Genomic DNA, 15,858 nt, shown 5'->3' with positions numbered 1-15,858 from the left:
TTTTAGAAGCTGATATTGGCGCCTAAGCTGATCACCTTCGTCTGTGGATAGTAGTCGCCGGTTGTCCATGGATACTCCGGATCCAGGCCGATACCCAGATTATTTTTCATCCAAAGGTTTTTACCGGTTGCATACAGCCGCAGGCGCTGAATACCTAAGCGGCTGACCAACTCCTGAGGCAGCGTATAGCCGAGCTGTACATTACGCAGCTTCACAAAACTTCCGTCCAGGATCCACCAATCATTCATATTGTAGTAGTTCCGGTTGGCGTTGGAGTAGTAGGCCGGGTGCCGGGCGTCCTGGTTGTCCGGCGTCCAGTAGTCCTTATGCCACTCAGAGGTGTAGTTCTCCCACACCGGGCCCTGGGCGAATCCAAGACCTATGTACTGCTCCCTGTCACCCACACCTTGCAAGAGCGCCGTAAAATCGAAGTTTCTCCAGCCAGCGTTGATGTTCACACCGAAAATATAGTGGGGATTGGGATCGCCTATTACCACACGGTCCTCATCATTGATAATCCCATCATCGTTTTGATCCTTGAAAATGATATCCCCCAGACGTGCCCCTTCGCCCGGAACGTCCGCGTGGCTATCGATTTGTTGATACGAGCTGTATAGACCCTCGGTCTCATAGCCGTACCACGCGCCGATAGGCGACCCCTCCTGGATCACGTTTTGACTAAGGTTAAGATCACCCTCGATATACGGGCCGGTGTCGACCAAATCAATGACCTCGTTCCGGTTGTCGGAAAGGTTGAAGTCGATACCATAGCTGACCTCTCCGATATTATCCTGCCAGCCGACCTGTACCTCCCAGCCCTTGTTTTCGACGATACCCGCGTTCTGAAAGGGTGCGTTGAGACCGACCATATCGGGAACCGAAAGTGCCAGGAGAATGTCCTCGGTTCGCCGCTCGTACAACTCACCCGTCACGCTCAGACGATTGTTCAGGAATGCCGCATCGATTCCGATATTGGTGACCGTAGTCGTTTCCCACGAAAGTTCTTCATTGACGAGTGCTGTGGCAGCGCCGCCCGTGGACTGTGCACTACTGGCATTGCCCATATGATACGGAATACTCAGATCGATGGAAGAGTAATACGAGTACAGCGGCACGTCCTGGTTACCCAACTGCCCCCAGGATCCGCGAATTTTCAGCTCGTCCACCCAGTCGACGTTGAAGAACGACTCCTCAGTAATCCGCCAGCCGAGTGAGAATGATGGAAAGAAACCGTATCTGTGTCCCTCAGCGAACCGGCTTGATCCGTCGTAACGGGCGTTGAATTCGAACAGGTAACGATCCATCAGCTCATAGTTGAGCCTCCCGAATATCGAGCGCAGCGCCCAACTGTTACCGAAACCCTCGTTCGAGTCGTTCGTTTCGTTACCCAGGTCGAGCTGGCGTAGATCGTTGTTATAAAACTGGTCTCGCGAAGCCCGAAATTCCTCAAAGTTGGACTCGGTCTGCTCGTATCCGACTACACCAGAAATATTATGATACTCCATAAAGGTGTGGTCATAGTCAATCAGCGCCCGGAGCGTCGTTTGTTTATCCGTGTAGGTACGATTCTCACCGTAACTGGGACCCCAGTAGTATCCATCGTCGGGATACTCTTCAATGAGGTCAGGATCGGTCCGGAAAAGCTCCCAGTCCATACTGCCGTAGTCGAAGGAGGCCTGCGTCTGTATCTCCGCCCATGGCGCTATTCGGTAGTTAAGGCGACCGGTGACGGTGCCATCCCAGAATACCCGCTGTTCGTTACCGCTGACCTCGGCGGAGGCAAGGGCACTGCGTCCGAACAAATTTGTGCCGTAGGTTCCGTCGGAAAAACGGGTCCTAACCGTCGGCGGGGTGTCGTGGACGATGTAGAAGTTCGACGCCCATTCCTCCGCCGGTCGGGTATCCCAACTGCGATTAGCCGACAAATCCAGGCCACCCGAGATTTCTTCGTTCAGCTGGAAATCGGTATTGAGGCGTATGCCATACCGGTCAGTGCCCGTATTCGCCATTAATCCCCCCTCTTCCATATAGTTGAGGGAGAGCGAGTAACGTGCCGCCGTATTCCCGCCGGACACTCTAAGCGAATGATCCTGGATCGGTGCCCGGTTAAAGATTTCATCTACCAATTCGTTATCCGGGTACTGGTCCGGCTGATCTCCGGCGAGTGTGTTTTGGATATATTCCTCCGTGTAACGCGGGGCGTAGTTCGTGTTTGCGTGGCACTCCGCTTCCGTCTGTCCCTCGCGACCGTCAAGGCATGAATTCAGGAGATTCTCCCGGGCCAGGTTTGCGAGCCGCATATGGGTCTCGGTGTCGACCCGCTCCGGCCATGCCGTAATGTCCTGGGTTCCCATATACCCGTTGTACGTGACCTGCAGATCGCCGGCTGACCCGCGCTTCGTGGTGACCAGAATCACGCCATTCGCAGCACGTGAACCGTAGATCGCCGCCGATGCCGCGTCTTTCAGCACCGAAATGTTGTCGACGTCCCCTATGTCGACATCACTGAGACTCCCTTCGATCCCGTCAATCAGTACCAGCGGTCGGGAGGCATCGGCACTGCCTACGTCACCACTTCCATCGGCATCGCGTCCCAGGGATCCCTGGCCGCGAACCAAGACGTCCAGCTGGTTATGGCCCGGCATATCTCCGCCATCCAGAATCTGCATTCCCGGCGCCATTCCCTGCAGTGCGTGCGTCACCGTCGGTACCGGGATTTCCGCCATTTCGTCAGTCGAGACCGAGGCTACCGAACCGGTGAGATTCACTTTCTGTTGCGTGCCGTAACCGACAACCACGACATCTTCCCCCATAAAAGCCTGAGGTTGCAGATTAACATCGATTTCCTCTCTGCCATTAATCGGTATTTCCTGCGATTCGTATCCCACAAAAGAAAAAACCAACGTATCCGAGGAAGAGGACACCTGCAATTCATAATGCCCATCCGCGTTGGTCGACGTTCCTTGCGAAGTACCCTTTACAAGAATATTCACTCCGGGCAATGATTCAGATGAACTTGCATCCGTAACCGTACCCCTCACCGTGTGCTGTGCAAATACTCCCGCTGCCGAAAAGCAAAAAAGAAATGCTATCAACAACAGGTATTTACTGTGTCGTAGTAATTTCATAAATCCCCAATTTTGATTGACGTGATAGTGAAGTGTATCCCACCCTTGTCAGCTGTGAAAAACGATCAACTTTCTAAGTGTTTTTTACACACTTATTATTTTTAAGAATTATAGAAATATTATGCAAGAAATTTTAAACAACAGATGAATATGGGCAGAAATATTATTCCGAAGGAGAAATGAAGTGGGAAATTAAAAATTTTATATCACTATATCCTATTGCTAACCAAGCATTTATAGAATATTATTTTTTATGAAATATTTAAAAGTTTAATGATGAATAAATAAAATCATTAGTCATTTATTTCATGACAAAGCCTTTATTTTGGAAAAACAGGCAAATTATCTCCCGTTAATTGTGCATAAAACACTTATAAGCAGTGTCGAAAAGGCGTGCCCATTTCCTGGAAAATCCGGAATACCATCATTTTAAGTATGAGCAACATCGGATTCCGGGCATGATTCATATTCATTTTCTCGGAGCCGATGCCTTTCCCTTTGGCGCGGATATCCGGCTGCGGGGCAGAGATCAGATGAATGTATTCTTTGAAGGTTTTGGCAGGCCTTTGCGAAATCCGATAAAATCAGCAAAAAACGAGAAAAAATAATAACTGTCAGTGCTGTGGAATAGAATATTATTCGGGATGATCGGCAACATACGTGCCGGTATTAACCGCCTTCTCCGGATAGCATTTCCTCTCCCTTTTTCGCAGGATTAAAAAATATTTTGCAATTTTCAAAAATATTCCATCTTTTTTGAGTGTATTTATTACACTTTTCAATTTTCAGGAACTGGCACAATCAAAAATGAGATTATGAAAATAATAACGGGATGGGTTGCACTTGTTTACTTAGCCTTGTCAGCGGTTGGATGCGATACAACCGAAAAGCAAAAGCCCGATAATCATCCCCGCAAAATTGAAGTCCTGTTTCTCGGGCACGACAGTGACCATCACAACAGCGCCGCCTATGCTCCCATCCTTGCCTCTGCCCTGGCCGGCAACGGCATTAATTTTACATACAGCGAAAACCCGGAGGATTTAAATCAGGAAAATTTAGAGAGGTATGATGCGCTCCTCCTTTATGCAAATCACGACAGCATTTCCGCCTCCCAGGAACAAGCCCTGCTGGAATTTGTGGCGAACGGCAAGGGCTTTTTACCTGTTCACTCGGCCAGTTATTGTTTTAGAAACTCCGGGGACTTTGTGGATCTGGTCGGCGCTCAATTCGAAGACCACGGCACCGGTACATTTACAGCGGAGATCGTGAACAGAGACCATCCCGTTACCGAAGATCTCGAGGAGTTTAAAACCTGGGATGAAACCTACGTTCATACCAGGCATAACGACGAAAACCGCACGGTGTTGATGGAACGGGAAGGTGAAGATCATACGGAACCATGGACCTGGGTGCGTACGCACGGAGAGGGCAGGGTTTTTTATACGGCCTACGGACACGATGAACGGACGTGGACGAAACCGGGATTCCAGGAGCTGATCAAAAACGGGATTGTGTGGTCGGTCAGTGATCGGGTCCGGGAAAACTGGAAGTCCTTTGCGTCAACCATTCCCAAACTGCAATATGAGGAGCGGGACAACATTCCCAATTATGAGGAGCGGGATCCCCCGCCCCGCTTTCAGCTTCCGCTCTCCCCGGAAGAATCGCAAAAACATATCCAGGTGCCGGTGGGATTTAAGCTCGAACTTTTTGCCGCCGAGCCAGACATTGTTAATCCGGTGGACATGGCCTGGGATGAAAAGGGACGGCTTTGGGTTATAGAAACGGTCGACTATCCCAATACCGTCCGAAACGAAACGGGCGTGGGCGATGACAAAATAAAAATTCTGGAGGACACCGATAAGGATGGCAGGGCCGATAAAGTGACGGTCTTTGCCGATAGCCTGAACATCCCGACCGGCCTGACCTTTGTGAATGACGGCGTACTGGTCGCGCAGGCCCCGCATTTCCTGTTCCTCAAAGATACGGACGGCGATGATCAAGCGGACAGCCGGAAAGAGATCCTCTCCGGCTGGGGAACCTACGACACCCATGCGGGTCCCTCCAACCTCCAGTATGGCTTCGACAATCAGATATGGGGCTCCGTCGGTTATTCCGGCTATGAAGGAGTTATGGGCGGCGATTCGGTCAAATTTCCCCAGGGATTTTACAAGTTCACCACCGATTTTGATGATATCGATTTCGAATACCTGACGACCACGAGCAATAATACCTGGGGACTGGGCTTCAACGAAACCTTCGACGTATTCGGATCCACGGCCAACAACACGCACGTTGTATATATGGGCATCCCGAAGCGCTATTACGAGGACTATGACGGGCCTGTGGGCACCGGGCGGCAGCAATGGGGCGCGGGCCAAAAGAAAATAGACGGGCACTACGGGATGCATCCCATCACCCGCAACTACCGGCAGGTGGATGTATTCGGTGGATTTACCGCGGCCTCCGGCTTCCGGTTTTACACGGCCCGGCAGTTTCCTGAGGAGTACTGGAATCGCATTGCTTTTGTGAGTGAGCCGACCGGGGGACTGACGCACCGGGCGATCATTGAAGAAAATGGTGCCGGTTTCACTGAAAAAGACGGGTGGAACATCTTTGCCGCCCACGACGAGTGGGTATCCCCTGTTCAGGCCAAAGTAGGTCCCGACGGCTCGCTCTGGATCGCCGACTGGTATAACTTTATTGTACAGCACAACCCGACGCCCACGGAAGAGCGAGGCGGATACGATGCCGAAACCGGCGAAGGCAATGCCCATGTAAACCCGAACAGGGACCGGAAGCACGGACGTATTTACCGGCTCACTTATAAGGGGGCGGAATCCGGTGAATCGATGAGCCTCAGTAAAGATGACCCGGATGCGCTGGTAGACGCGTTGAATCATGACAACATGTTCTGGCGATTGACGGCCCAGCGGCTGCTGGTTGAGCGGGGAGAAACCGATGTGCTTCCCGAGCTGTACGGGCTTGTCGAGAATACAGAAACAGACGAACTCGGCCTGAACAGCGCAGCCCTGCACGCCCTGTGGACGATTCACGGGCTGGACGCGCTCGACGGTTCCAATGAGGAAGCACTGGAAACCGCCCTCGGGGCGCTCGAGCATCCTGCGGCCGGCGTGCGGAAAGCTGCCATTCAGGTTCTGCCGCAAACCGGGGAGGCCCGGCAGGCCATTATGGAATCAGGGGTTCTTGAGGATCCAAACGGTAGAACGCAACTGGCGGCTATTTTAGCCACGGTCGAAATGGATCCTTCTGAGCAGGTAGGACAGGCGCTCTTTGCACTAAGCAGGGACAGCAATGTTGTGCAGGACGAGTGGCTGGCGGAAGCGCTGAAGCTGGCGGGAAATAAACACGCGGCAGGCTATAGAACGGCCGCCAGCACATCGTCTGCCGGGGGACAAACAGCTTCAGATCAGAGTTCCGAATCGAATGCAAAGACGATCCGCATCAAGGCCGTGGTGAATAAACTTCAATTTGACGTATCGGAATTTTCGGTGCAGGCCGGCGAAAAGGTGGAAATTGTTTTTGAAAATCCGGATTTCATGCAGCACAACCTGCTCATAACCGAGCCGGGCGCACTGGAGAAAGTAGGAGAGGCGGCCGATGATATGGCCGGAGAAACGGATGCCGCAGAAAAGGATTATGTGCCTGATATATCCGAAGTTCTTTTTGCAACCTCGCTGGTCAATCCCAATAATACCGTTACATTGACCTTTACCGCTCCTGACCAGCCGGGAGAATACCCGTATGTCTGTACGTTCCCGGGCCACTGGCGCACCATGCAGGGCACGATGATTGTGAAAGAGTAGCAATCATATGATATCATTGTTTACAATTTATTGGTACAGCATTGCGGTTCCTGAAAATCTAAGAGCAGCAGGACCAATACAGAATAGATGATAACCCATCAGGAATAACCAGGGCCTGTAAAAGCGTATTTTCAGCAAAAGTTTTCAAAAACATATATTGGAATCTTTGAAAGAAAGGATTTTCAGTCATCGTCAAAGCCTGAGCGCAGTCAAAACCACAGCATTTAAGACATACGTGAGGACGTGGGAAGCGCGAAAATGCAGAGACTGGCAAAAAAAACGGTTTTGTAAAGGGTTCTAATAATAGCCTGATAATGACGTAACATCTCAAAAAAATATAATATACAGTGGATATACAATTTGGCACAAGTACATGGGTTTGGACCTCCCCCCGGGCACTTACAGATTATACATACCCGCGAAGATTATTGTACATTAATCGTAACCACTTAAACCATTAAACACAGAATCATGGCAGACAAAGTAAATATTGCGATTATAGGACTGGGATTCGGAGCGGAATTCATCCCTATTTTTCAGAAGCATCCGGCTGCGAGGGTGCAAGCGATCTGTCAGCGTACCCAGTCGGAGCTGAATGAGGTGGGCGATGCGTTTGGCATCGAAACCCGGTACAGCTCCTACGAGGAGCTGCTGGAGGACCCGGCCATTGACGCTGTCCATATCAATACGCCCATCCAGCTGCACGCCGAGCACTCGCTAATGGCCCTGCGGGCCGGCAAGCACGTTTCCTGCACGGTCCCCATGGCCACCAGCATCGAAGACTGCCGGGAAATCATTGATACGGCCCGCGAAACGGGGTTAAAATATATGATGGCCGAGACGGTCGTCTACAGCCGGGAGTACCTGTTTGTCAAGGAGTTGTATGACAAGGGCGAGCTGGGCAAAATCCAGTACCTGCAGGCCTCCCACCCGCAGGATATGGAAGGCTGGCCGGCCTACTGGGAGCGGATGAAACCGATGCACTATGCCACCCACGTGGTCAGTCCGGTGCTCGGGCTAACAGATGCGCGGGCCGAATACGTATCGTGCTTCGGCTCGGGCCGGATCAGCGAGGACCTGGTCGAAAAGTCGAGCTCCCCTTTTGCCGTGGAAACCTGTCATATTAAATTAAAGGATTCGGACCTGTCCGCCCACATCTACCGCTCGCTGTTTGACACGGCCCGGCAGTACCGGGAAAGCTTTGACGCCTACGGGTCCAAAAAATCCTTTGAATGGCCGCTCATTGAAGGAGAACGGCCCGTAATCCACACCGCCAAAAAGCCGGAGCCGGAGATCCCCGAGCGGGTGGAAGTGCCGGATTACGGCCACCGGCTGCCGGAGGAGATCCAGGAGTTCACCCGGGAAGGGGTCTACGATGCCGAGGAACACGCCCACCTCTCCTTTATCCAGGGCGGGGGACACGGGGGCTCGCACCCGCACCTGGCCCATGAGTTTGTGGCAGCGATCCGGGAAGGCCGGGATCCCTACCCGAATGCCGTGGAGGCGGCCAACTGGACCTGCGTGGGACTGCTGGCCCACGAGTCGGCCATGGCGGGCGGGGACATAAAGCACCTGCCGGACTTTACGCTGGACTGAATTTGGCCTGGTAAACATATGCTTCAGGTCCGCAGAGATTCAGAAACTTTGCGGATCTGGATATTTTAAAAGTAATTGCCCGTTAAACGGGGACTTGCCATTTCCATCTACAAGGCGAAGGATTTCACCCTGCCTGTTCCCTCACGACAACCCTCCCCTGTCTCCAAATGGCCCGTGAAGCAAGTAAACCCAGTACTTATTCTCCCCTTTGAGCCGCTCTATCTCTCCCAAACGTTGCGGTATACCTTAAATATCATCGGGTAAACAGAAGAAGTTATTTGACTTTTATCTTAATACTATTATCTTAGTACTAAGATATACAAATAGAATGAACCTTGAATTAATCACCTTGTCATAATGAAAAAATCACTGACTCCCCTGGGAGAAACCGAAATGGAAGTATTGCATCATGTGTGGGACCTCGAGGAAGCAACGGTCAGGGAGGTAAGGGAACGGATTTTAGAGAACCGGGAGGTGGCCTATACCACCATCATGACCGTCATGAAAAACCTGGCTGAAAAAGGCTACCTGAAATATCGCAAAGAGGGCGTAACCTACGTTTACAGTCCCGCCCGCAAGCCCGAATCCGTCCGCTCAAGCCTCATCGGCGACCTGATGAAAAAAGTATTCAAGGGATCCCCCAAAGAGCTGGTGCAGACGCTGGTTAAGAGCAAAGATTTAACTCAGAAAGATCTCAATGAAATCAAACAGATGATTGATAAAATGGAGGACTGATTATGATAGAACTCATCGATCTCTTGCAAGCAACCGGAGATGCAACCCTGGCATACTTGTGGTTCCCGATCATCGTATGGACCCTCATTGCCCTGCCCGTCACGCTGTTCCTGCTGCGAACCGAACGGATCCCGCCCGTCTATCAATACCACAGCCGGATGGCGTTGTTGGCAGCGTTACCGTTGGGTATGGCGGGATCGTACCTGGTGGAAGTGGCTGGGGAAGCCTTGAGCTCCAGCCAGACAGCTGCTGCGAAATTTATTGTCGTACAAAATCCCATCACCGTCACAGCGGCAACTTCAGAGAACACCTTTTGGAACAGCCTGTCCGATCCCCTGCTCTGGATCGGCCTGACCACGGTCGTCCTGGCTGCCGGGGCTGTTTATTATCTTGGAAGGATCCTGTTCAACAGCATACAACTAAAGAAGCTGGGCAGCGAGCTGGCATTCGAGACCTTGCATCAGGTTGAGGCAGTTGACATCGGAAAAAATGAATTTCCCAACCTGAATCCCCTGGTCGCTTTTTCTCAGCAGGCAAATATTCCCTTTACATACGGGTGGAAGAACACAAAGATTGTCATTCCGGCCGAACTGAAAGAGAGTCCGGACAAGATGGCCATGGCTATCCGGCATGAGCTGATGCATATCAGGCACAAGGATTTCCTGCTGAACGGCATCCTGCTGGTGCTCAAAGCCTTTTTCTGGTTTCACCCGCTGGTTCATCACTTGTACAACAGCAGCCAGGAGTTCCGTGAAATAACCTGTGACGGCGAAGTATTGTCAGATGAACGAATTTCCAAAAAACGCTATGCCGCCCTCCTTCACGAACTGGCCAAGCGGGAGTACCAGAACAGTACACTTGCCAAGAGCATGGCGGTTAACCCTTCCTCACTCAAAAAACGCATCCGGATTATGACTACGCAAAATATCTCCCCATCCACCTTTCGATCGAGCTTTCTGCTGACGCTTGTAACCGCGGGACTGCTGGTAGTAACGATCTCCTGCAGCGACCTCAACGATGCTGATGGAATTACCAATACCGAATTCCAACAGGCGCAGGAACAAATGGAAGCCCAGGCCAAAAGTGATCAGCAGCCCTTATATATCATCAATGGAGAGCGAATCACCGAAACTGATCCCCCGGACGCACTTTCCCGGATTAAGGGAGAATACATCAAATCTATCGACGTACTCAAAGGAGAAAAAGCCACAAACGAATACGGGGAAGCTGGGCAAAACGGTGTTATAGAGATCCAATTACTGGATGATATTAGTAAAGAAACCGTATTTTCTGACCTGAAGGAAGCGCCGGGAGCCACATCCGGCAATCAGCAGGATGAGTCCAACAAAGAATTTTTCGTGGCCGTGGAACAAATGCCGGAGCTGATCGGTGGTCTTGAATCAGTACAGCGCAACATTAATTATCCAGAAAGAGCAAAAAGAGCTGGCATCGAAGGACGAGTAATTGTGCAATTCATCGTAAACAAGCAAGGTGAAGTTGAGAAACCACAAATAATACGAGGAATCGGAGGCGGTGCCGATAAGGAAGCCCTGCGCGTGGTTAGGCAAGCCCGGTTCAAGCCCGGCAAGCAGCGCGGGCAGCCAGTGCCCGTACAGTATTCTTTGCCAATTATATTTAAATTACCATCAGCAGCTCCCGGGGAGGAATCAGCAGTGAACGTGGAGTCTCCGACCATGGAAGAGGCTGACATGAACATTAAAAAATTGCGCATTACGGATAACGGGACGCTCTCGGGTACCGTAATTGCCACTCGGGGGGACGCCCCGCTTGCGGGAGCAAATGTTGTTATTGAAGGCACCAGCAAAGGATCATCCACGAACCGGAATGGAGAATTCTTGCTCCGGAATTTGGAAAAGGGCACTCATAACCTGGTAATCAGTTACGTCGGATATGAGCCAGCCATGACAGAGGTCAACATAGAATAAATTTAATCTCCCTGAGAGGAAATATAGCTGGTTATCTCACGGATCGGCTACCAGAGCGCTTTGACTGAACTAACGGTTGAATAGATTTTTCAACTGTTACCCTTTTTCCAAAGCGGAACTTTCATAGGTTCCGCTTTTTTTATTTTATTATGTTATCATAAGGTGGATGTAACAGGAGCAAGAACCCATTAGACATAGACCGTTCGTGAAGAAAATAGCAGCATATGGCGTTCACCTGCTGACCGCAACGGGCGCAGCCCTGGGGTTGTGGGCACTGATTCTCACATTTGAAGGGGCTTATCAAACAGCATTGTGGGCGCTTGCGGGAGCGGCGCTTATCGATTCCATCGATGGCGCGCTCGCACGGCTGGTCCGAACCAAAGAATATGCCGCCAGGTTTGACGGGGGACTAATGGACAATATCGTAGATTTTCTAACCTGGACCGTAGCCCCGCTCTTCTGGATTTATGCCGTGATGGGCCTCCCCTTTTGGGTACTCCTGATTTGTGCCACCGCCAGTGTGTTCGGCTTTTCAAATACCCGGGCCAAGACCGACGACCACTTTTTCCTGGGTTTTCCCTCCTACTGGAACATCGTGGTATTCTATATTTTTCTGCTCGGGCTTTCGACTACCACAGCTTCGATAATACTGCTGGCGTTCGCCCTGACAACCTTCCTCCCCGTCAAGTTTGTATATCCCACACGCACCTCGTTCCTTCGCAGGCTGACCCTGCTGTTGGGTTCAATCTTTGTCATACAAATACTGGCATTAGTCTATCTGTTTGACAGATCTCCCCCGCTGTTAATCTATGGTTCATTTTTGTTTCCTTTCTATTATTTTGGGCTTTCGTTTTACTTGAATGTTAAAACAATTGAAACATCGGCATAGCTCGTGCGTATCATATAATCAAACAATATAACCAAGTTAATTAACCGTACTTTTATGGCAGCTCGTTTAAGTAAATCACACAGCGACCGGATGATTTCAGGGGTATGCGGGGGTATCGCAGAGTATCTCGGTTGGGACCCAACCATCGTCCGTATTATTTTTGTCATATTAACATTCCTGGGGTGGGGAAGTCCCGTACTTCTCTATTTTATCCTTGCACTGGTCATGCCGGACTGAGTGATCCAATCATCAACCAAATAAAACGTTTTGAAAATAGGTTCCTATTTCATAATTATGGATTGTTAAATACACACAGGAGTCCCTCTTTATGAAAATCGGAATCATTGGTTCTGCCGAACGGGCTATAGCCTGGGAAAAACACTTGCGGACCCACCAGTCCGTTTCTGAAGTAACCATCGCAGCCAAACTGAACGCCATCGGCTCGGTGGATGCCTGTTTCTTGCTCGATGACACAAAAAACCGGCTCCGGCGCCTGTTGGAAATCGTCAAAAAGGGAATCCATGCCTTTCTTATCGGTCCCCTGCCTACGCGTAACACGCAGCTTGTTGAAAAGGTGTATCACGCTGCTGAGGAAGCCAATATTCAGCTCCAGTTTTCGCACTGGCCCACGTTGGCCCCCGCTTCCAAGTGGATGGCCAAAAAGATCATCAAACCTTCTTTCGTACAGGTTGTCCGGGAAATTACTCATGCTCAAAGCATGGAGTCCGACTTCAGTTTCGATTATTTTTGGATTAATGAGCTGGCCTTCAGCCTGCGCTGGATCAATGGGGCCGTTCATCATATCGAATTGAAATCCGTGGAACTAAACAGCCGAAAACCTCATGTACTGCACCTGTTTGTACGATTTGACAGCGGCGCTACGGCCAACATCTATGTCAATACCGCCTCCCTGGCGACCAACCATCATCGCCTGGCCGCTGATCAACACTACCTGGCTGACTGTGACGTAACGGAGCAAAGCGTACGTCTCGGGGAGGAAAACGAAAGCGGACATCTTTTTTTTAACCGCCAGTCGTTTGATGCCTCCAAATCCGCCGAGCTGGCCGCGATGGAATTCATCAAGTCCATACAGCTAAAACGTCCGACTATCTACAACGGTTATCACCTGATGGAGCTTAACAAGACCCTGGATAAAATAGACAGGCGGCTGGGATAGGTGGGGTAGTTATCGATTATCGGAGATTGACGATTTCTAACTACGTACCAAGGATTAACTTTAGTTATTTATTTTCAACGGTCATGAGAGTAGTTACGAAAAGAGAAAAGTAAAAGTTAGGAGTGTTAAGGGAAAGATTCTCTCGAACCCAACATAGGCCAAATAGCCGATTGTACAAAATCTCTGATAACTATTCACTGCCCTTTTCCCGCATCCCCCTGAAGAAGTTTTTCAGCTCTTCCCGCGATCCCAGCCGGTCGATAAAATTAAACTGTCCCGCCGACAGACGCTCCCCGCCGTCGATGACCACGCATTCCCCGGTGATATAGGGCGCCATATCGGACATTAAAAAAGTTGCCAGGTTGGCCAACTCCTCTTTATCCCCATACCGGCCGGCCGGAATGTTGGACAAAAATTGTTCTTCAGCCCTCTCATCCGGTATCAGCCGCTTCCAGGCTCCCTTTGTGGGAAAGGGTCCCGGTGCGATGGCGTTCAGCCGGATGCCGTATGTGGCCCACTCATAGGCCAGTGACCGGGTCATCGCCAGCACCCCCGCCTTCCCGCAGGCGGAAGGCAGCACAAAAGCAGACCCGGTGGATTCCGAATAGGTAGTCACCATATTCAGGATACTGCCCTCCTGTCCCTGGTCAATCAGGTAGTTCCCGAACAGATGCGTGCAGTTAAAGGAGCCGTACAGCACGATATCCACCACCGCCTTAAAGCCACCCGGACTCAGGTCTTCGGAAGCCGACAAGAAGTTACCGGCGGCGTTATTGACGAGTCCGGTCATCGTTCCGAAATCTGAAATGATTTCATTTAGGACTTCCTCCATACGTTCGTAGCTGCGAACATCGGCTACATAATACTCCACCTGTCCCCCTTTGCGCTCTCCCTCGATCTCCCTGACCGCCCGCCGAAGCTTGTCCTCGGTCCGCCCGCAGATTGCAACATTACTGCCAAGCGCAGCGAATTTTTTTGCCATGGCGAGCCCCAGTCCGCTACCGCCGCCCGTGATAAGGATCGTCTGCCCTTCTAAAGTATCAGCTGTAAACATGTTCTGCTCGTACTCATTGATTAAACTCAGATAAAGCGAATTGTCGCGGTTTGGTGTTTATTATTACCCAGAGAACTTTGAAAATTCCGTCAAACGACTGGTCCTGCCCTCCCGCGGTTTTTCGCTATCTGTTACCCTGACCACTTCCCGAATACTCGGAACTGATGCTGTAAAGTTCATCCGTATTAATGATTCAGTTTGACGTGTACCCGTACCGTTCGTGCCATCCGGACCATCTGTAGTCGCTTTACCGTAAATTTTCAAAAATGCCCGCCGCGCCCATACCGCCGCCCACGCACATGGTGACCAGGCCGTAGCGCTTGTCGAGGCGCATGAGGTCGTACAGGATCTGGGTCGTGAGCTTCGCGCCGGTACAGCCGAGCGGGTGTCCCATGGCGATGGCACCGCCGTTAATATTGACCAAATCCTCATCCATACCGAGCTCGCGAATCACGGCAACGGACTGCGCCGCAAACGCTTCATTCAGCTCAATCAGGTCGATTTCGCTCAAATCCATCCCCGCTTTGCCCAGCACCTTGGGGACGGCCTCGACGGGGCCGATGCCCATAATCTCCGGGGGGACGCCGGCAACGGAAAAGCCGACATACCGGGCGATGGGATCAAGCCCGAGCTCATCCGCTTTTTCCCGGCTCATCACGATAACGGCTGCAGCGGCGTCGTTCATCTGGGAGGAGTTTCCGGCCGTGACCGATCCTCCCTGTTTAAAGGCGGGACTCAGTTTCGCCAGAATTTCCTCGGAGGTATCGCGGCGGGGCCCCTCGTCGGTTTTAAACAAAAACTCCGTTTCCTCAACCTCACCGCCTGCGGTTACTTTCTTTTCATGAACTTCGACCGGCACGATCTGATCCTCAAAATAGCCCTCTTCCCACGCCTTGATGGCGCGCCGGTGACTGCGGTAGGCAAACGCATCCTGGTCCTTGCGGCTTATCTCAAACTGGTCCGCCACATTTTCAGCCGTCAGTCCCATATTGATATAAATTTCCGGGTAATTATCCACCAGGTCGGGATTCGGATGCACCACATACCCACCCATAGGTACCAGGGACATCGATTCCACTCCGCCGGCGATCATTACCTCGGCCCCACCGACCATAATGCGTTCGGCGGCCTGTGCAATGGTCTGCAGGCCTGACGAACAAAACCGGTTCATGGTGGCGGCCGGAACCGATGGCGGCAGTCCTCCCAGTGCGGCACACTGGCGGGCGACATTCAATCCCTGCGCAGCCTCCGGGAACGCACATCCCAGGATGACATCATCCACCATTTCGGGCTGGAGATTCGGGGCACGCTCCAGGAGCGCTTTGATTACCTCTCCCCCCAGACGATCGGGCGGAGTAAACCGCAGGGATCCTTTGTTGGCTTTTCCGGTTGGTGTTCGCGCAGCAGCTACAATGACAGCTTCCTTCATAATATTGGTTTTTACTTTTAAACTCGGATAAAACAGACTGGACTGATAGCCACAGATTTAATCCGTGACAATCTGTTTAA

The 15,858-nt window shown here is 51.3% G+C and carries 11 protein-coding genes; 8 read left to right on the top strand and 3 right to left on the bottom strand.

Annotated features, from left to right (window positions below):
- Positions 1-2: 2 nt before the first annotated feature.
- Entirely contained in the window at positions 3-3,128 is a 3,126-nt protein-coding gene (locus tag BUB16_RS11210) for a SusC/RagA family TonB-linked outer membrane protein (RefSeq protein ID WP_073063936.1), read from the bottom strand.
- A 380-nt stretch (positions 3,129-3,508) separates the two neighbouring features.
- On the opposite strand from BUB16_RS11210, the gene BUB16_RS11205 reads away from it, so the two are divergent.
- The 8 genes from BUB16_RS11205 (at position 3,509) to BUB16_RS11170 (ending at position 13,295) form a co-directional block, all read left to right on the top strand.
- Positions 3,509-3,736, top strand: coding sequence for a hypothetical protein (locus BUB16_RS11205; protein WP_073063933.1), 228 nt, complete (start codon positions 3,509-3,511; stop codon positions 3,734-3,736).
- A 207-nt stretch (positions 3,737-3,943) separates the two neighbouring features.
- On the top strand, positions 3,944-6,952 hold the full coding sequence (locus tag BUB16_RS11200; protein WP_073063929.1) for a PVC-type heme-binding CxxCH protein: 3,009 nt from the start codon (positions 3,944-3,946) through the stop codon (positions 6,950-6,952).
- 471 nt (positions 6,953-7,423) lie between these two features.
- Entirely contained in the window at positions 7,424-8,548 is a 1,125-nt protein-coding gene (locus BUB16_RS11195; RefSeq protein ID WP_073063926.1) for a Gfo/Idh/MocA family protein, read from the top strand.
- Positions 8,549-8,905: 357 nt separating this feature from the next.
- Positions 8,906-9,283, top strand: coding sequence for a BlaI/MecI/CopY family transcriptional regulator (locus BUB16_RS11190; RefSeq protein WP_073063923.1), 378 nt, complete (start codon positions 8,906-8,908; stop codon positions 9,281-9,283).
- A gap of 2 nt (positions 9,284-9,285) precedes the next feature.
- Positions 9,286-11,229 (top strand): TonB family protein, encoded by a 1,944-nt coding sequence (locus BUB16_RS11185; RefSeq protein WP_073063920.1) that lies wholly within the window; start codon positions 9,286-9,288, stop codon positions 11,227-11,229.
- Positions 11,230-11,434: 205 nt separating this feature from the next.
- On the top strand, positions 11,435-12,118 hold the full coding sequence (locus BUB16_RS11180; protein ID WP_084088211.1) for a CDP-alcohol phosphatidyltransferase family protein: 684 nt from the start codon (positions 11,435-11,437) through the stop codon (positions 12,116-12,118).
- 54 nt (positions 12,119-12,172) lie between these two features.
- Entirely contained in the window at positions 12,173-12,355 is a 183-nt protein-coding gene (locus BUB16_RS11175) for a PspC domain-containing protein (protein WP_073063914.1), read from the top strand.
- Between the two features lie 91 nt (positions 12,356-12,446).
- Complete coding sequence (locus BUB16_RS11170) at positions 12,447-13,295, top strand: hypothetical protein (RefSeq protein ID WP_073063911.1); 849 nt, start codon at positions 12,447-12,449, stop codon at positions 13,293-13,295.
- A 190-nt stretch (positions 13,296-13,485) separates the two neighbouring features.
- Here BUB16_RS11170 and BUB16_RS11165 read toward each other — a convergent pair whose 3' ends face one another.
- The gene (locus BUB16_RS11165) at positions 13,486-14,349 is read right to left on the bottom strand and encodes an SDR family oxidoreductase (protein ID WP_073063908.1); all 864 of its coding nucleotides are present in this window, start codon (positions 14,347-14,349) and stop codon (positions 13,486-13,488) included.
- A 247-nt stretch (positions 14,350-14,596) separates the two neighbouring features.
- Positions 14,597-15,778: an acetyl-CoA C-acyltransferase gene (locus BUB16_RS11160; protein WP_073063905.1), complete on the bottom strand. Its 1,182-nt coding sequence runs from the start codon at positions 15,776-15,778 to the stop codon at positions 14,597-14,599.
- Between the last annotated feature and the right edge of the window lie 80 nt (positions 15,779-15,858).

Origin of the sequence: Fodinibius roseus (assembly GCF_900129315.1) — a bacterium.
Lineage (GTDB): Bacteria > Bacteroidota > Rhodothermia > Balneolales > Balneolaceae > Fodinibius > Fodinibius roseus.
Note: the sequence above shows the minus strand (reverse complement) of the source record. Positions and strands in the feature narration are given on the sequence as shown.